We start from the raw sequence: 16,322 nt of genomic DNA on the forward strand, positions 1-16,322 counted from the left end.
TCCAGTCTCTCCTCTGACCGAGCTGTTCCGTCGCGTGCGTCATGCCGCTTCGCTCGCGCGTGCCTGCGCGCCGATGCGGCCGATTTCGGGAAGGCAGGACCCGCAATTGGTCCCCGCTTTGAGCTGAATTCCGATCTCTTCGGCTGTCGCGGCGCCGGCCTCGAAGGCAGCGCGGATCGCATTCAGGCCCACGCCGAAGCAGGCACAGACGGTCGGTCCGGGGTCAGGCCCGCCGGGGCGGCGCCCGGAGAGCAGGGCGAACCGGCTCTCCACGGTCGCTGTCGGATCGGCGAAGGCGGTCTTGACCGTGTCCCAGAGCGGTGCGCAGCCCGTGGGCGCAAGGAAAAGCGCGGCCGCGAGCCGGCCCTCGCGCAGCACGGCGCAGCGATAGCTGCCGCCGTCACGGTCGATCAGCTCGGTCAGCCCCTCGGCGCCGAAACGGTCGCGTATGAGCGCCATTATCGTGTCGATGGCGGCGTCGGTGGCGAAAAGCCGGCCTTCGCCGCCTTGCACGGCAAGCCGTGCCCACCAGCTCCCGGCCGGCAGGGCAAAGGGTTCGCGCGACAGGACGAAGCCCTCGGAGCGATAGGTGACCGGCGCCATGGAAACCGGGGTCGCCTTCATCTCGGGCTGGCCGGAGAAGGGATCGCAGAGCGGCTGCGTCAATGCCCCGATCCGGGCGTTGGAGGCTGTTTCCCCGGACCAATGGATCGGCGCGAAAAGTGATCCCTGGGCGACGCCCTTGTCCGCGACCACTTTTAGCACTGCGTTGCCCTGCACTCCGGCGATGCGCGCGAAACCGCCCTCATTCAACCCGAAGCGGGCGATGTCGGCCGGATGGACCGAGACGGAGGGCTCGGCGATATGGGCACTGAGCCGGGGGCTCAGGCCCGTGCGGGTCATCGTGTGCCAGTGGTCGCGGACGCGGCCGGTGTTGAGCAACAGCGGGAAGGCCTCGCTGGTTTCGGAGGCGAGCTTCGGTACCGCGAGCCTGCGCATCTGCGCGCGGCGTGCGGGGCCGAAGAAGCCTCCCTCAGCGAAGAGCCTTGCCGTGCCTTTGGGTCGATGCGCCGGCACGGGCCATTGTACCGGCTGGAGCGCATCGTAATCCGCGTGATCGAGGCTGGCATGGGCGCCGATGTCGAAGTCGCGCGTACCGTCGTTTTCGAAGGCTGAGAGGGCCGCGTGCTCGGCATAGATTTCGTGAGGCCCTGCGTAAGCGAACGCCTCGCCGAAACCCAGCCGTTTCGCGACCTCGCAGACGATCCACCAATCCGGCTTCACCTCACCCGGCAGCGGCAGGAAGGCACGCTGACGGGAGATGCGGCGTTCGGAATTGGTGACGGTGCCGTCCTTCTCGCCCCAGGCCGCCGCCGGCAGGATGTAGTGCGGCCTGGCTGATAGCGTGTCGTTCGAGAGCACGTTCTCGGAGACGATGAAGAGGTCGAGCCCGGCGAGCGCGGCGCGCACCTTGTCGGCCTGCGGCAGGGAGACGGCGGGGTTCGTCGCCATCACCCACATCCCGCGGATGCGGCCTTCCGCGACGGCATCCAGCATCTGGACGGCTTTCAGCCCCTCGCGGCGGGCCATGTTCGGCCCCCTCCAGAAGCGGCGGATGCGGTCGATCTCCTCGGGCGCGTAGCCCATATGGGCGGCCAGCATGTTCGCGAGCCCACCGACCTCGCGCCCACCCATCGCATTGGGCTGACCGGTCAGCGAGAAGGGGCCGCAGCCGGGGCGGCCGATCCGGCCGGTGGCGAGATGGCAGTGCAGGATTGCCGCGACTTTGTCGGTGCCCTGTGCCGACTGGTTGACGCCCTGGCTCCAGGCGGTGACGACATGCGGCGTGCTGGCCCAGAGGTCGTAGAAAGCTGCGATCCGCTCCTCGGAGAGGCCGGTGGCGGCGGAAACGGCGGCGATGTCGGGCGCGATTTCTTGCGCATTGGCTAGCGCCTCGTCGAAGCCCGCGACATGGCGCGTGACGTAAGTGCGGTCGATGAGGCCGCGATCGGCGAGATGGACAAGGAGCCCCGCGAAGAGCGCGGCGTCGGAGCCGGGCTTCAACGCCAGCACCATGTCGGAGTCATCAGCCGTGGCGGTGACGCGCGGATCGAGCACGACGAGGCGTGCGCCGCGCTGCCGCCGATTGTCCTGCATGCGGCGGAACAGGATCGGATGGCACCAGGCGGTGTTGGAACCGACGAGGACGATCAGGTCGGCGCTGTCGAAATCCTCATAGGCGCCGGGCACCGTGTCCGAGCCGAAGACCCGGCGCTGCGCGGCGACGGTCGAGGCCATGCACAGGCGCGAATTGGTGTCGACATGGGGCGAGCCGATGAAGCCCTTCATCAGCTTGTTGGCGACGTAATAGTCCTCGGTCAGGAGCTGGCCGGAGAGATAGAAGGCGATCGCCTCGGGGCCATGCGAGGCGGCGATGGTCCGAAGACCAGCGGCGACCGCGTCGAGCGCCTCGTCCCAACCGACCCGATCGTACTCCCCGGCGGCATTGCGCTTCAGCGGATGTAGCACCCGGCTGCCGAGCCCCAGCGTCTCGCCGAGGGCCGAGCCCTTGGAGCAGAGCCGCCCCCGATTGGCCGGATGATCCGTGTCTCCCGCGATGGCTGCGCCTCCCAGCCCATCCGGAGTCGCCAGCACGCCGCAGCCGACCCCGCAATAGGGGCAGGTCGTGCGTACGGCGGTTGGGGAGAGGGGGGCGTCGTGGCGCATCAGGCGGCTTCCCCGATGCAGTAGCCTTCTCCGAAGGGCAGTTCGGCGCGGATCGCGCTGATGTCCTGCCCCGAGCGGATCAGGCCGAGATAGAACAGCGCGCCCTGCGTATCGCCGACGAGCACGCAGCCGGCGAGCCTGTCATCGCGCAGCACGAACTTGCGATAGACCCCGGCAGCGGGATCGCGCAGCACCACCGTCTCGGTGCCCACGCCACCCTCGAATTCGCCGGCGGAGAAGACGCCAACGCCGGACACCTTGAGATTGGTCGAGAGCAGCGAACCCCGATAGGCGCCCTCGCGGCCGGCAAGCCGCAAGGCGAGCGCCCGCGCCTGCTCATAGGCCGGCTCGACCAGCCCGTAGGCGAGGCCGCGATGCTCCGCGCATTCACCGATGGCGAAGATGGCGGGGTCGTCGGTGGCGAGGCCGTCATCGACGAGGATGCCGCGATTGGTGCCGAGACCGGCAGCGCGGGCGAGCCCGGTATTCGGCCGCACGCCGATGGCGATCACGACGAGATCGGCGGCGATCGTCGTGCCGTCAGCTAGCTCGACCGCCTCGACATGGCCGTTGCCGGCAAAGCCCTTCGTCTCCGCCTGCAGGCGTACATCGATGCCCCGCGCCGCCATCGCGGCGGCGAGCAGCCCAGCGCCCTCATGGTCGAGCTGGCGTTCCATCAGCCGATCGACGAGGTGCAGCAGCGTGACCTCGCCTCCGGCCTGCGCCAGACCATAGGCGGCTTCGAGCCCGAGCAGTCCGCCGCCGATGACGACGATGCGCGCGCCGCGTTCGGCATAGGTCCGCATCATCCCGACATCGGCGGTGTCGCGAAAGGTGACGACGCCCTTGAGTTCGCCCCCCGGGAACGGCGGTCGCAACGGTGTCGAGCCGGTTGCGAGCACGAGCTTGCCATAGGGCAGCGTCGGCCCGCCCTGGAGCGTGACCGTCCGCGCCGCGCGATCGATCGCCTCGACTGGCCGGCCGTAGAAGGTCGACACCCCCCGCGCCCGCCACCATGCGGCCGGTTTCAGCTCGATGTCCGGCTCGCCGATCTCGCCCGCCAGCAGCGGTGAGAGCAGGACCCGGTTATAGGCAAGCCGCGGCTCGTCCCCGATCACCGCGACGGAATAGCGGCCGAGCGCGCGCTGGCTGAGCTCGTCGACCAGCCGCGTCGCGGCCATACCGTTGCCGACGATGATCAGGGGCTCGGCCATGGTTCAGGCCACCCGCTTGATCTTGAGTGCCTTGAGGTATTCGAGCGGTGCGGCGGGATCGAATGTCACGCCGTCGAAGAAGGTCTCCACGCCGCGGGAGTCTGCGGTCGGCGCGCCGGCGATGCCGAGCGTCTTCGCGGCCTCCCGCCAGAGATCGGCGCGGTTGGTCTTGTCGACCAGCGCCTTGATGTCGATCGTCGGCTCGAACTTGCCCCAGCGGATGTTCTCGGTGACGAACCAGGTGTCGAGGCTCTTCCAGGGATAGGAGGTCGAGCCGCCTTCGCCCCAGAACTTCATGTAGAGATTGGTGCCCTTCGCCTCGCGGCCGTTGCCGTAGTTGATGTCGCCGAGCAGGCGCTTGTTGATGTCGCCGGTGGGGACGTTGAACCACTGGCGCCGGCCGACGATCTCGGCGAGCTCCTGACGGTTCTCCATCTTGTCGGCCCACATCTGGGCCTCCATCACGGCCATCAGGATCGCCTGCGTCGCCCTGGGGTTGGCATCGACGAAGTCGGCGCGCATGCCGAGGATCTTCTCGGGATGGCGGGCCCAGAGCTCGCCGGTCGTCAGCGCGGTGTAGCCGATGTTCTGGTTGACGAGCTGTTCGTTCCAGGGCTCGCCGACGCAGAAACAGTCCATGGTGCCGACCTTCATGTTCGCCACCATCTGCGGCGGCGGCACGGTGATGACCTTGATGTCGGTGTCGGGGTCGATGCCGCCGGCGGCGAGCCAGTAGCGGATCCAGAGGTCGTGGGTGCCGCCCGGGAAGGTCATCGCGGCGGTGAGTTCCTTGCCGGCAGCCTTCTTGCGTTCGAAGGCCTGCTTCAGCGGCGAGGAATCCTTCTGGACGTTGAGGTCCTTGTACTCGTTGGAGACCGAGATCGCCTGGCCGTCCTCGTTGAGGTTCAGCAGCGTGTACATGGGCAGGGGCTGGCCGTTCTGCATCACCTTGCCGGTCGAATAGAGATGCGTCTTCGGCCGCAGGATGTGGCCGCCGTCGATGCCGTTGTTCTTGAAGCCGAGCGCCATGTTGTCGCGCGTCGCACCCCAGGAGGCCTGCTTGGAGATGTCCATGTCGGGCAGGCCGTATTTGGCGAAGAGGCCCTTCTCCTTCGCGATGATCAGCGGCGAGGCATCGGTGAGGGCGATGTAGCCGAGGCGCGTGCCCTTGACCTCGGGGCCGGCTCCCTGCGCGAAGGCGCCGGAGGGCAGGGCGGCCTTCGCCGCTGCGAGCAGCCCGGCCGTGCCGGACAGCTGCAGGAAACGGCGGCGGCTCGGGCGGGCCTGCTTCGCGGCGGCCTGGCTGATGCCGGTATCGGTGGTGTTCGTCATCGATCGCCTCTCGGTTGCTGGAAAGCCACTCGTTCCGCACCAGCCCGAACGCGAAAAACGCCGCGCGAAAGACGCCTTGGCAGGCGCATTCCGACAGCGACGTTGCTGTATCTTCCGGATCAGGGGCGGCGCGGGCAGCATTGGCCGCGTCGCAGCAATCCTTACAAGGACCGTGCCAACTGGCTGACCTCAGGTGAAACTTTGAATTGCAACAGCTTGCGAGTTTCCGGCTCGCCGCTCGACCCACGCGAACGCCTTGTTGCGTCGCACAAGAGAGGCGCGGTCGCCTATTCTTTGGGCATGATCCGATTGGCTGCCAGAATGCCTTCGAAAGAGGCGGGGAGGAATACGCCTCGAGCGATCTCCTGCATCTGCGGCTGCGCGACGATCTGGCCTGCGCGCTCCATCCCCGCGAGCACCCAGCCGGCATCGTCGGGATCGGGACGCAGCGCCTCCCGGTCGAAGCGGATGAAGAGTTCGATAAGGCGCGGTGGCCGATCGGCACCCTGGATCAGTTCCCCATGCAGGATGCGCTCGATCAGCGCGGCGGGGAGGGCGAGCCGGTCTTGGGCCGAGAGGTGATGCGCCATGCGGCCGAAATTCTCGGGCCGACAGGCCCAATCGCTGGCCTTGAGGAGCGCTGTGCCGAGCTTTGAGACCGCCGCGGGGCGTCGCTCCACGTCGTCGGCACGCCAGGCTAGGACCTTGTCGTGACAGTTGCGCCGTAGATCGACGCTGGCATGCACCATCGCGCCGACACCCGCGGCCACGGCAGCCGAATTCCAGGGCGCGCCTGCGCAGAATCCATCGACCCGGCCGCTGGCCAATGCTTCCACGGTCTGCGGCGGCGGCACCACCTCGAAGCGGATGTCCTCGCCGAGCTTGAGCCCGCCCTTCTCCAGCCATTCGCACAGAAGGTAGATATGCATCGAGAAGCCGAAGACCGCGGCGAATGTCAGGGGAGGCAGGCCGGAGGCCTTGCGGCGCGCGACCATGGCGGCGAGCGCCCGGGCCGAGACGGCGGTATCGGCCAGGTCGCCATCGGCAAGGCGCGACAATTCCTCGAAACGCCGCAGCGACAGGGTGATCGCGGCGCCATCCCGGTTGAGCGCGATCGGAACCGCCATCGGAGCCTTCACCCCGCCGATACCCAGCGTCGCGGCAATGGCGGCGGGTCCGAGCATATGGGCAGCGTCGAACAGCCTCACGTTCAGCTTGTCGCGGAGGTTCGACCAGGAGACCTCGCGGACCAGTTCGAGATTGAGCCCTTCGGCCTCGGCGAAGCCCTCGTCCTTCGCCAGCACCACCAGCGCGCAATCGACCAGCGGCATGAAGCCGACCCGCAGGTGCAGCGTCGTCATTTGAGCATCTCCGCGGCGGTGATGAGGGAGCGGGCGATGTCGACGAGTTTTCTCTTCTCGTTCATCGCGGTGCGGCGCATCAGCGCGTAGGCCTCTTCCTCCGAGAGGCCCTTCAGCCGCATGACGATGCTCTTGGCGCGATCGATCGTCTTGCGGTCCTCCAGCTGCGAGCGGGCGTCGTCGAGTTCCTCGCGCAGCTTGCGGAAGGCGTTGAAGCGGCTGATGCAGGTCTGCAGGATTGGCTGCATCCGCTCCTTCTTCAGCCCGTCGACGATATAGGCGGACACGCCGGCTTCCACCGCCGCCTCGATCGACGCGGAGTCCGACTGGTCCACGAACATGGTGATCGGCCGCCGGATGTGCTTGCTCACCAGAAACATGTCGGCCAGCGCGTCGCGGCTGGGGTCCTCCAGGTCGATCACGACGACATCGGGATCGTGAGCCTCTATCGCCGCGACCAGCCCGGTGGTCACCGAGACGCGGATGAGGTGCTGGTAGCCTGCGTCCCGCAGGCCGTCCTCGATGATGGCGGCCCGAACCTGGTTTGCATCGACGATGAGGATCCGCAGATTTGGCACCATGCCTGTTCAGTGGTTCCCGGTGGACGACCCGGAATCATGCCAATCAGGAATCGTGCCACTGCGGTCGGAACCGGCCAGTGTACGAGGCTGTGCCGGTTGACCATGAGTTGGCTGGGTCAGGCGAAACGCTTGGCCCCGGCGACGCAGAGCACCACCACGCCCGTTGCGGCGATCATCGTCCAGGCGACGGGCTCGTGCAGCAGCAGGCCGGCGAGCATCAGGCCGAAGAAGGGCTGGAGGAGCTGAAGCTGCCCCACCCCGGCGATGCCGCCGAGCGCCAGCCCGCGATACCAGAAGACGAAGCCCACCAGCATGCTGAAGACCGAGACATAGGCGAGCCCAAGCCAGGCCGGCGTCCCGATCCCTTGCCAGGAGGCCGGCAGGAATAGCAGCGCGAGCAGGCCCATCGCCGGCAGCGACAGCAGCAATGCCCAGGAGATCACCTGCCAGCCTCCGAGCCGTCGCGAGAGCCCGGCACCTTCGGCATAGCCGAGCCCGCAGAGCAGGACGGCGGCGATCATCAGCAGGTCACCGGTCAGTGAACCGCCCTCGCTATGGACGAGAGCGAAGCCGGCGACGGTCGCCGCGCCGACCACCGAGAACAGCCAGAAGGCCGGTTTCGGTCGCTCGCCGCCGCGCAGCACGCCGAAGAGTGCGGTCGCCAGCGGCAGCAGGCCGATGAACACGATCGAGCGCGCGGCATTGATGTGCTGCAGCGCCAGCGCCGTCAGTAGCGGAAAGCCAAGGACGACGCCGATCGACACGATGGCAAGCGGGCCGAGATCGGAGCCGCTCGGCCGCTTTTGCCGCAGCAGGACGAGGAAGGCGCCGCCCAGCAGCGCCGCGATCACGGCGCGGGCGGAGGTGAGGAAGAGTGGCGAGAAGCTGCCGACGGCGACGCGCGTCGCCGGCAGGGAGCCGCTGAAGATCAACACGCCCAGAAGGCCGCTGCCCCAGCCCTTGCCGGCCCATCCCTGCTGCATCGTCGTCATCCAGTCCTGTTCCGTCGACGGCTTAGGCGGCTTCGGACCACGACGATAGCGACAATCTGATACAATCATGGCAAACTGTATGGCTATGGACAGCATGACAGTTGTGGCAACGGAAGAAACGACGAGCCGGCCCGGACGCACGGCGGCCGTCATGGCGGCCGTTCGGGACAGGCTCGCGGCGCGGTCGCTGGCTCCCGGCGACCGGCTGCCGTCGATCCGCCGTTTCGCCGCAACGATGCGGGTTTCGCCATCGACCATCGTCGAGGCCTATGACCGGTTGGCGGCCGAAGGCCTGATCCGTGCCCGCCATGGCTCGGGTTTCTATGTCACCGGCAATGGCCTGCCGCCCTTGACGCTGACGCAGGCCGCATCGCCGCGCGAGCGCGCTGTCGATCCGTTCTGGGTTTCCCGGCAGTCGCTCGATGCGGAGAACACCGCCCTCAAGCCTGGCTGTGGCTGGTTGCCGGCCGACTGGATGCCGGGGGAGGCGCTTCGTCGGGGCTTTCGCGCGCTGGCACGGGCCCCGGATGCGCTGCTGTCCGATTATGGCAGCACGCGCGGGTCATCGGATTTGCGCCGCCATCTGCTCGGCCGCTTCGTCGAGCAGGGGCTGGCAGTCGGCCCGGAGCAGTTGATGCTGACCGGCTCGGGCACGCAGGCTCTCGATCTGGTCTGCCGTTTTCTGCTGCGGCCGGGCGATACGGTCCTGGTCGACGATCCCTGCTATTTCAATTTCCAGGCCCTCTTGCGGGCGCATCAGCTCCGCGTTCTCGGCGTGCCCTATACCCCGTCCGGGCCCGATGCCGTCGCGTTCGAGGCGTTGGCCGCTGCCGAGCGACCGCGTCTCTACATCACCAATTCCGGGCTGCACAATCCGACCGGCGCGAGCCTCTCGCCGCAGACGGCCTTCCGCATCCTGCAAGCTGCAGCTGCTCATGGCCTGACGATCGTCGAGGATGAGATCTTCGCCGATTTCGAACCGGAGCCTTCGCCGCGCCTCGCTTTGTTGGATGGACTCGATCGGGTCATACGGATCGGTAGCTTCTCGAAGACGCTCTCGGCCTCCGTGCGTTGCGGCTACATTGCCGCAAGATCCGACTGGATCGAAGGCCTCATCGATTTCCAGCTCGCCACGAATTTCGGCGGGCCGAGCCCGGTCGCGGCCGATCTGATCGCGGGCGTCCTCGCTGGAGGCGGTTACCGCAAGCATATGGAGGAGGTGCGCCGCCGCCTCACGCAGGCACGGCGCGAGATCGCGGGCCGGCTGGAGGAGCTCGGCATCCGGCCCTGGCTGATGCCGCGCGGCGGCTTCTATCTCTGGTGCAGCCTGCCCGAAGGCGTCGATTCCGCCGAGCTGGCCCGGCTGGCCGTGGCGCAGGAGGTCGTTCTGGCGCCCGGCAACGTCTTCAGCGTCTCGCAGAGCGCCGGTGGCTTCATGCGCTTCAACGTGGCCCAATCGCGCGATCCGCGCGTCATGGAAGTGCTGCGGCAAGGGTTCGAGCAGTTGCGGCAGGGCGAAGCCGCCACAGGCTGAGCCGGCGCAGCGCTTGCCTGCATGAGTCGCTCTCGTCAGCCCGCGGCCCCCCTGTTATAGACCCCGCAACCGGCCCGGCCGGATAGGATCGAAAGTTTCAAGGCATGCATCTGAGGATCGGCACGCGCCGCAGCCCGCTGGCGATGGCCCAGACCAACCACGTCATGGGGCTGATCCGGGAGAAGTTCCCGGAGACGGAATTCACCCTCTGCCAGATCGCGACGATCGCGGATCGCGACCGCGTCTCCGAATTCCATCAATTCGGCATGGTCGGCGTCTTCGCCGTCGAGCACGAGCAGCAGCTCGTGCGCCGTGAGGTCGATTTCGTCGTCCATTCGCTGAAGGATCTGCCGACGACCCTGCATGATGGGCTCGTTCTCGCTTCCGTGCCGCCGCGGGAGGACCCGCGCGATGCGCTTTGCGGTGTGACGATGGCCTCGCTCCGCCAGGGCGCGCGGGTCGGCACCGGTTCGCTGCGGCGCCGCGCCCAGATCCTGAATCTGCGGCCCGATGTCACCGTCGTTCCCATTCGGGGCAATGTCGGGCCGCGCCTCGCCAAGATCGGGGGCGAGGATGCTCTTGATGCCGTGATTCTCGCCCAAGCCGGCCTACGCCGCCTCGGACTGGACGAGGCTTCGTCGGAGGTTCTGGCCTCGTCGCTGTTTCCCTATGCCGTGGGGCAGGGAGCGCTTGGACTTGAAGCCCGCGCCGACGATGCTGCGGTGATCGAGATCCTGCAGGCGATCCAGTGCCCGAAAACGCGTGCCGAGGTGGAAGCCGAGCGCGAGATGATGCATGCGCTGGGGGCAGGCTGCAGCCTGCCGGTCGGCGCCTGCGCGAGTTGGGAAGGCGATCGCCTGACGCTCCACGCGCAGGTCACCTCCGTCGACGGCGCGGAACGCGTCGTCGCCAGCGACAGCGCCGCGCCTGAACAGGCACGGGAACTCGGCCTCGCCGTTGCAGAAATCCTGAAAGAGCGCGGCGGCGGAGCGATTCTCGAGAAGAGCTATCGCGGCTACTATCCGACCTTCAAGACGCTCTAGAGCGTGCTGGTTTTGTCCGGAACCCAGGCGTCATCCCGGGCTTGACCCGGGATCCATGCCGGAGCGCGTCCGGTCGAGGTTCAACATGGATCCCGGATCTGCGCTTCGCTCCGTCCGGGATGACGAGCCTTTCCACGAAAATGCAGAGGCTCTCGTTCCGGCAACGCGAGAGCAGCTGTTGCCGACAGAAAAGGCCCGGCCTCCTGATCGGAGTACCGGGCCTTGTCATGGCCACCTTCGCCTGCAGGCGAGCGACCGCTTGGGGTTTTCTTAGAGCCTTACCGCGACATCGCGGTGACGGGCGGCAAACAGCGCCGCCTCCTGGCGGAACAGCATCCAGGCCGGCTGCGGGCTTTCATAACCGGGTTCCCGCATCGAAATCGTATAGGGCCCCTTGTTGCCGGCCGGCTTGTCGGGGTCCAGGCGCGCTGCCCGGCACATCGCACGAGCGATCCGCTTGATTCTGTCTTCGTCCATGTCCGTCTCCGCCGCGAAGATTCAGCGGCGACGGAACGTCGAATCGGCCCGGCAGGTTCCCCAAAAATGCGAGAAATTTAATAACGTCGCGATCTCAAGTGCTTAGATCGGGTCACGCGGATCGTCGGCGCCGGGCTTGTCGAGCATGGCCGCACCGGGCCCGCGCGAGCGCGCCCAAAAGGCTGAGAAGCCGATTCCAAGCGGAATCGCGATTACGACGATCCAAACGATGAAACTCCAGTCTCCCGCCATGGAACTCATCTCCGCTGCGTTGTCCCGACGGGTTTTTGCGAACCGATGAGGTTGGCCACGTCATTCTCCTCCGCTGCCGCTCAGACCTTGGGCGGAAGCGAGCCGCGATCGAAAACCGGCACCGACTCGGTCGGTCCGCTGGGCGAGCTGCCGGTCGGGATGTCTTCGGCGGCCTGCCGAACGGCCTCTTCCGATTCCGTCAGCCCGTCCGGCGTGTCGTTGGCGTCGCTGCCGGCATCATGGACATTTGTCCGGTCGCTGACGCGGTGGCTGGCTGGATCGGTGTCGATGCCGGCCTCGGCCGGATTGGAGACCTTGCGCTCATCGTCGAGCAGGGCAGGGTTTTCACGCTTTCTGTCGGGCTCGGCCATGTCGGCTCTCCTGTGGAAGGGCTTTCCCGACCAAGCCCCGAGCCGCGGCATTGTTCCCGGCAGGTCAGGCCGCGAGCAGCCCGAGCGCGCGCTCGATCCGCGAACAGCCCGGCCGGGCACGCGCCTTCGCGTAGCTGCGCTGCAGCCGGCCGCTGGCATAGGCCTCGATGACGATGGCGTGGACATAGCTCTTGCGGACCACAGCAGGCGTGTTGACCAGCCGCTCCGAGATCGCGCGCATGATGTCGGCGAGCTGGCGCTTGCGCCCGGTTTCGGTCGCCATCACTTCGCCGGCCAGCAGAAGCTCCGCCGCGGCGGCGTTGGCGGCGAGCATTCGCAGGTCCTTGCTGCTGATCGGGAGGCTGCAGGCGGTCTTGAGATAGGCGTTGATATCGGTCGCATGGATCGCCGCCACCGAGCCGTCCTCGCGGCGATATTGCAGCAGCCGCCGCCCCGGCAACGCGGCGATGCGCGCCAGCGCTCGCGCGAGCGGCGCCTCGTCGATCGCGCAGGCGATGTCCTTGCCGCTCTTGCCGCGGAAATGGAGCGCGACCCGCGTCCCCGTCAGCGTCACATGCCGCTTGAGCAGCGTCGAGGTGCCGTGGCTGCCATTGGCCTTGGCGTAGGCCTCGTTGCCGACGCGCAGATGGCCGCGGTCGATGATGGCCGCGGCGCAAGCGAGGGCTTTTTCCTGCGATAGCGTGCGCGCCTTCATGTCGGCTACGATCCGGGCGCGCAGCTTCGGCAGGGCCGCGATCAGCTGGGTGAGGCGTTTCAGTTTGCGCCGCTCGCGCACCTTCTCCCACTCCGGGTGGTAGCGATGCTGAATACGCCCGGCTTCGTCATGGCCGACGGCCTGCAGGTGCGCGCGTGGATCGGCGGCGATGCGGACACCCTGATAGGCCGGGGGAATGGCGAGGGAGCGGATGCGGGCCAGCGTGCTCTCATCCGTGATCTTCGCGTCGTCCTCATCGCGATAGCCGAAGGAGCGGCCATGCCGGACGCGCCGGATCGTCAGTTCGTCCGACGAAACACGCCGCAGTCGCGTCGAGGGCGGGCGTGGTTTAGCGTGCTGGGAAGCCGGCATGGCGGTGCTCGCAGATTTCTGCTGCGGAGAATGCGCCATCGCCGGGTTGGTTCCGCCAAGTCGAGCATATTCACCACAATTCGGCAAGCGCTCCCGCCAGAGGACGCATATGCGCGGAAATCGGTAGAAATGGCCGGGCGGCTCGCCAAGAGTGTCAAAAAATTTGAACGGGGAGTCTGAGGGGACAATGGCGCGGCGCGTACTGATCGCTGAGTTCATGCACGAGACGAACACCTTCAGTGTTCAGCTCACGGACGAGGCCACCTTCCGGGCGCATGGCGTCTTTCTGGGCAACGCGATTCCCGGGGCTTTCCGCGGCACGCGTACCTCGATGGGTGCTGCCTTCGAGGCAGCCGACAAGTTCGGCTGGAGCCTCACGCATCCGCTCGTGACCGGCGCCAACCCTTCCGGCCGCGTGACCGATGCCGCCTTCGATGTCTTCGCCGCTCACATCGTCGATGCCGCCGATGGTGTCGACGGCGTGCTGCTGCATCTGCACGGCGCCATGGCGACGGAAAGCTCCGATGATGGCGAGGGCGAATTGCTGGCGCGCCTGCGCAAGCGCATCGGCCCTGATGTGCCGGTCGTCGCGGTGCTCGACCTGCACGCCACGGTCACGCAGCTCATGGCTGACAATGCCAATGCGCTGATTTCCTACCGAACCTATCCGCATATCGACCAGTACGAGCGGACCTGGCAGGCGGCGGAACTGCTGGAGCGCGCCATGAAGGGTGAGATCCGGCCGAAGGTCGCGCTTGCCCGGCGCCCGATCCTCTATGCGCTCGATGGCGGGCGCACCACCTCGCCGCCTTTCCTGGAGTTGCTGCGCCGTGGCGATGTGCTGGAAGCCGCGGGAGACGCGCTCGTGGTCAGCGTCCAGGCCGGCTTCTCTTCTGCCGATGTTCACGACATCGGCCCTTCCATCGCAGTGACAGCCGATGATCGCGGCAAGGCGCAGGCCATCGCCGAAGAACTGATGGACTACGCCTGGGAGCAGCGCCGCTTTTCCTCGATCCATTTCACGCCGCTCGCGGAAGCCATCGCTGCAGCCAAGGCCGGCGAGGCCGATGCCGGCAAACCCGGCTACAAGCCGCTGGTGATCTCGGACTATTCCGATAACCCCGGCTCCGGCGCCTATGGCGACGCGACCAACCTGCTGCGCGCTGTTCTCGACGCACGACTGAAGAATGTCGGCTTCCATGCGATCTGCGACCCAGAAGCGGCGCTGGCCGCGCAGGCGGCCGGTGTCGGCAACCGCGTCAAGCTCAGGCTGGGTGGCAAGGTCGATCCGAGCATGGGCGGCGGTCCGCTCGATCTTGACGCCCATGTCGTCGCGATCACGGACGGACATTTCATCTGCTACGGCCCGATGGCAGGCGGCGTCTGGCGCAACTACGGCCTCTCGGCGCTGCTGCGGGTCGATGATGTTGAGATCGTCGTCATCACCCATAACGGCCAGGCGACCGACCTCGCCCAGTTCACCTCGCTCGGTGTCGATCCGACCCGGAAATCGACCGTGATCGTCAAGTCGATGCAGCATTTCCGAGCCGCCTTCGAGCCGATCGCGCACGAGGTGCTGGAGGTCGACACCGGCGCGCTTTCGACCCGCAATTTCAAGGAGCGGCCCTACCGCAAGGTGCGCAGGCCGATCTTCCCGCTCGATGATATCTGACGCCGGGCTGCGAAAAGCCGGCGACGACAAGACTGGATGAGGAGAGAAACCATGGCGGTTCATGCCGATATCGTGCTGCGCAACGGGCCGATCTGGTGCGGGCGCGAGGATGGCGTCGTCGAGGCGCTGGCGATCTGGCAGGGCAGGGTGCTCGCAGCCGGCCCCGATGCCGAGATCGCACCTCTGGTCGGGCCGAAGACCCGCGTGATCGATCTGAAGGGCCGGCTGGCGACGCCGGGTCTCAACGACTCGCATCTGCATCTCGTCTCGCTCGGCATGACCATGGGCTGGGTCGATTCCAAGCCTGAGATGGCGCCGACGCTGGAGGCGCTGCTCGGCGCCATCTCGGCCCGCGCCGCGACGCTGAAGCCCGGCGAATGGATCCTCTCGCGCGGCTACGACCAGACCAAGCTCGATACCGGCCGCCACCCCTATCGCGAGGAACTCGACCGCGCGGCCCCGAACAACCCGGTGATGCTGGTGCGGGCCTGCGGCCATATCGCGATCTGCAACTCCGAGGCGCTCCGTCTCGGCGGCATCGACGAGAAGTCCCCGACACCGCAGGGCGGGCTGATCGAGCAGCAGAACGGCCGCCTCACCGGGCTGCTTGCCGAAAATGCCCGCGCTCCGGTGCAGGCTGCGGTCCCCGCCGCGACCGAGGAGGATATCATCGCCGGCATCGAGCGCGGCGGCCGCTATCTGCTCTCGCTCGGCATCACCAGCTGCATGGATGCCGCTGTCGGCCAAAAGGGCGGCTTCCGCGAGATCGGCGCTTATCATCGGGCCAAGCGCGACGGGCGCCTGCCGGTCCGCACCTGGCTGACATTGCTGGGCGATGACGGCCGCTCGATCGTGCCCCAATGCTACGACGCCGGGCTGATCTCGGGCACCGGCGACGACATGTTGATGGTCGGCGCGGTCAAGCTCTTCCTCGACGGCTCGGCCGGCGGGCGCACCGCCTGGATGACGGAGCCCTATCTCGGCGAGGACAAGACCACCGGCGTGTGGATGTGGGACGATGCCGAGCTCGAGCGCATGGTGCTCGACGCCCACAGGAAGGGCTACCAGCTCGCCTGTCACGCCATCGGCGACGCTGCGATCGAGCAGCTCATCACCGCCTATGAGAAAGCGCTTGCCGCCTATCCGGACCCCGACCGGCGCCACCGCATCGAGCATTGCGGCTTCTCGACGCCGGCCCAGCACGAGCGCATGGTCAAGGCCGGCATCTATCCCTGCCCGCAGCAGGTCTTCATCCATGATTTCGGCGATGCCTACGTCAAGGTGCTCGGGCCGGAGCGCGCGCTGCCGAGCTATCCTTTCCGTACCTGGTTCGATCTCGGCCTGAAGCCTGCTACCGGCAGCGACGCGCCGGTCTGCGACCCCAATCCCTTCCCGAACTTCCACACCATGCTGACCCGCCAGACCTGGAAGGGCACGGTGATGGATGCCGGCCAGCGCGTCTCGATCGAGGAAGCCCTTCAGGCCTACACCGAGTTCGGCGCCTTCTCGCAGAAGCAGGAGAACGTGAAGGGGCGTCTCGCTCCGGGCTTCCTTGCCGACGTCGCAGTGTTCTCGCGGAACCTGCTCGAAGCCGATCCGGCCGACATCCTCAAGGATACGCGCTGCGATCTGACCATCCTCGGCGGCGAAGTGGTCTACGAGCGTTGATGGAAGTCATG

General features: G+C 67.2%; 13 protein-coding genes. 4 read left to right on the top strand and 9 right to left on the bottom strand.

Annotated features, from left to right (window positions below; translation table 11 throughout):
• Nucleotides 1-39 precede the first annotated feature (39 nt).
• The 6 genes from AC2FAN_RS11685 to AC2FAN_RS11710 form a co-directional block, all read right to left on the bottom strand.
• On the bottom strand, nt 40-2,727 hold the full coding sequence (locus AC2FAN_RS11685) for a molybdopterin-dependent oxidoreductase (RefSeq protein WP_485174160.1): 2,688 nt from the start codon (nt 2,725-2,727) through the stop codon (nt 40-42).
• Complete coding sequence (locus tag AC2FAN_RS11690) at nt 2,727-3,941, bottom strand: NAD(P)/FAD-dependent oxidoreductase (RefSeq protein WP_485174162.1); 1,215 nt, start codon at nt 3,939-3,941, stop codon at nt 2,727-2,729. Before AC2FAN_RS11690 ends, AC2FAN_RS11685 begins: the two co-directional genes overlap by 1 nt.
• A 3-nt stretch (nt 3,942-3,944) precedes the next feature.
• Entirely contained in the window at nt 3,945-5,273 is a 1,329-nt protein-coding gene (locus AC2FAN_RS11695; RefSeq protein WP_485174164.1) for a CmpA/NrtA family ABC transporter substrate-binding protein, read from the bottom strand.
• Between the two features lie 287 nt (nt 5,274-5,560).
• Nucleotides 5,561-6,634 carry a CmpA/NrtA family ABC transporter substrate-binding protein gene (locus AC2FAN_RS11700; protein WP_485174166.1) on the bottom strand — a complete coding sequence of 358 codons (1,074 nt, stop codon included), beginning with the start codon at nt 6,632-6,634 and terminating at the stop codon, nt 5,561-5,563.
• Complete coding sequence (locus tag AC2FAN_RS11705; RefSeq protein ID WP_265052085.1) at nt 6,631-7,215, bottom strand: ANTAR domain-containing response regulator; 585 nt, start codon at nt 7,213-7,215, stop codon at nt 6,631-6,633. The genes AC2FAN_RS11700 and AC2FAN_RS11705 overlap by 4 nt, the downstream gene beginning before the upstream one ends.
• A gap of 116 nt (nt 7,216-7,331) precedes the next feature.
• Entirely contained in the window at nt 7,332-8,207 is an 876-nt protein-coding gene (locus AC2FAN_RS11710; protein WP_476804679.1) for a DMT family transporter, read from the bottom strand.
• 151 nt (nt 8,208-8,358) lie between these two features.
• On the opposite strand from AC2FAN_RS11710, the gene AC2FAN_RS11715 reads away from it, so the two are divergent.
• Both AC2FAN_RS11715 and hemC read left to right on the top strand, forming a co-directional pair.
• Nucleotides 8,359-9,741, top strand: a complete 1,383-nt coding sequence (locus AC2FAN_RS11715; RefSeq protein ID WP_485174168.1) for an aminotransferase-like domain-containing protein — start codon at nt 8,359-8,361, stop codon at nt 9,739-9,741.
• A 104-nt stretch (nt 9,742-9,845) separates the two neighbouring features.
• The gene (gene hemC, locus AC2FAN_RS11720; protein WP_265052087.1) at nt 9,846-10,784 is read left to right on the top strand and encodes a hydroxymethylbilane synthase; all 939 of its coding nucleotides are present in this window, start codon (nt 9,846-9,848) and stop codon (nt 10,782-10,784) included.
• Between the two features lie 270 nt (nt 10,785-11,054).
• On the opposite strand, the gene AC2FAN_RS11725 is transcribed toward hemC, so the two are convergent.
• The 3 genes from AC2FAN_RS11725 to AC2FAN_RS11735 form a co-directional block, all read right to left on the bottom strand.
• Nucleotides 11,055-11,261: a hypothetical protein gene (locus AC2FAN_RS11725; RefSeq protein WP_265052088.1), complete on the bottom strand. Its 207-nt coding sequence runs from the start codon at nt 11,259-11,261 to the stop codon at nt 11,055-11,057.
• 332 nt (nt 11,262-11,593) lie between these two features.
• Complete coding sequence (locus tag AC2FAN_RS11730; protein WP_476804681.1) at nt 11,594-11,884, bottom strand: hypothetical protein; 291 nt, start codon at nt 11,882-11,884, stop codon at nt 11,594-11,596.
• Nucleotides 11,885-11,948: 64 nt separating this feature from the next.
• On the bottom strand, nt 11,949-12,971 hold the full coding sequence (locus AC2FAN_RS11735; protein ID WP_485174171.1) for a DNA topoisomerase IB: 1,023 nt from the start codon (nt 12,969-12,971) through the stop codon (nt 11,949-11,951).
• 187 nt (nt 12,972-13,158) lie between these two features.
• Between AC2FAN_RS11735 and AC2FAN_RS11740 the strand changes: the two genes are divergently transcribed.
• Nucleotides 13,159-14,643: a M81 family metallopeptidase gene (locus tag AC2FAN_RS11740; RefSeq protein ID WP_265052091.1), complete on the top strand. Its 1,485-nt coding sequence runs from the start codon at nt 13,159-13,161 to the stop codon at nt 14,641-14,643.
• A gap of 51 nt (nt 14,644-14,694) precedes the next feature.
• Nucleotides 14,695-16,311: an amidohydrolase gene (locus tag AC2FAN_RS11745; protein WP_485174174.1), complete on the top strand. Its 1,617-nt coding sequence runs from the start codon at nt 14,695-14,697 to the stop codon at nt 16,309-16,311.
• Nucleotides 16,312-16,322 lie beyond the last annotated feature (11 nt).

This window comes from Allobosea sp. RIT-PG3_2 (assembly GCF_057321085.1).

What these genes read in the sequence shown, in the direction of transcription:
- AC2FAN_RS11685 (WP_485174160.1), bottom strand. Translation starts at nt 2,727, where the DNA reads ATGCGCCACGACGCCCCCCTCTCCCCAACCGCCGTACGCACGACCTGC.
- AC2FAN_RS11725 (WP_265052088.1), bottom strand. Translation starts at nt 11,261, where the DNA reads ATGGACGAAGACAGAATCAAGCGGATCGCTCGTGCGATGTGCCGGGCA.
- AC2FAN_RS11700 (WP_485174166.1), bottom strand. Translation starts at nt 6,634, where the DNA reads ATGACGACGCTGCACCTGCGGGTCGGCTTCATGCCGCTGGTCGATTGC.
- AC2FAN_RS11735 (WP_485174171.1), bottom strand. Translation starts at nt 12,971, where the DNA reads ATGCCGGCTTCCCAGCACGCTAAACCACGCCCGCCCTCGACGCGACTG.
- AC2FAN_RS11745 (WP_485174174.1), top strand. Translation starts at nt 14,695, where the DNA reads ATGGCGGTTCATGCCGATATCGTGCTGCGCAACGGGCCGATCTGGTGC.
- AC2FAN_RS11695 (WP_485174164.1), bottom strand. Translation starts at nt 5,273, where the DNA reads ATGACGAACACCACCGATACCGGCATCAGCCAGGCCGCCGCGAAGCAG.
- AC2FAN_RS11705 (WP_265052085.1), bottom strand. Translation starts at nt 7,215, where the DNA reads ATGGTGCCAAATCTGCGGATCCTCATCGTCGATGCAAACCAGGTTCGG.
- AC2FAN_RS11730 (WP_476804681.1), bottom strand. Translation starts at nt 11,884, where the DNA reads ATGGCCGAGCCCGACAGAAAGCGTGAAAACCCTGCCCTGCTCGACGAT.
- AC2FAN_RS11715 (WP_485174168.1), top strand. Translation starts at nt 8,359, where the DNA reads ATGGCGGCCGTTCGGGACAGGCTCGCGGCGCGGTCGCTGGCTCCCGGC.
- AC2FAN_RS11740 (WP_265052091.1), top strand. Translation starts at nt 13,159, where the DNA reads ATGGCGCGGCGCGTACTGATCGCTGAGTTCATGCACGAGACGAACACC.
- hemC (WP_265052087.1), top strand. Translation starts at nt 9,846, where the DNA reads ATGCATCTGAGGATCGGCACGCGCCGCAGCCCGCTGGCGATGGCCCAG.
- AC2FAN_RS11710 (WP_476804679.1), bottom strand. Translation starts at nt 8,207, where the DNA reads ATGACGACGATGCAGCAGGGATGGGCCGGCAAGGGCTGGGGCAGCGGC.
- AC2FAN_RS11690 (WP_485174162.1), bottom strand. Translation starts at nt 3,941, where the DNA reads ATGGCCGAGCCCCTGATCATCGTCGGCAACGGTATGGCCGCGACGCGG.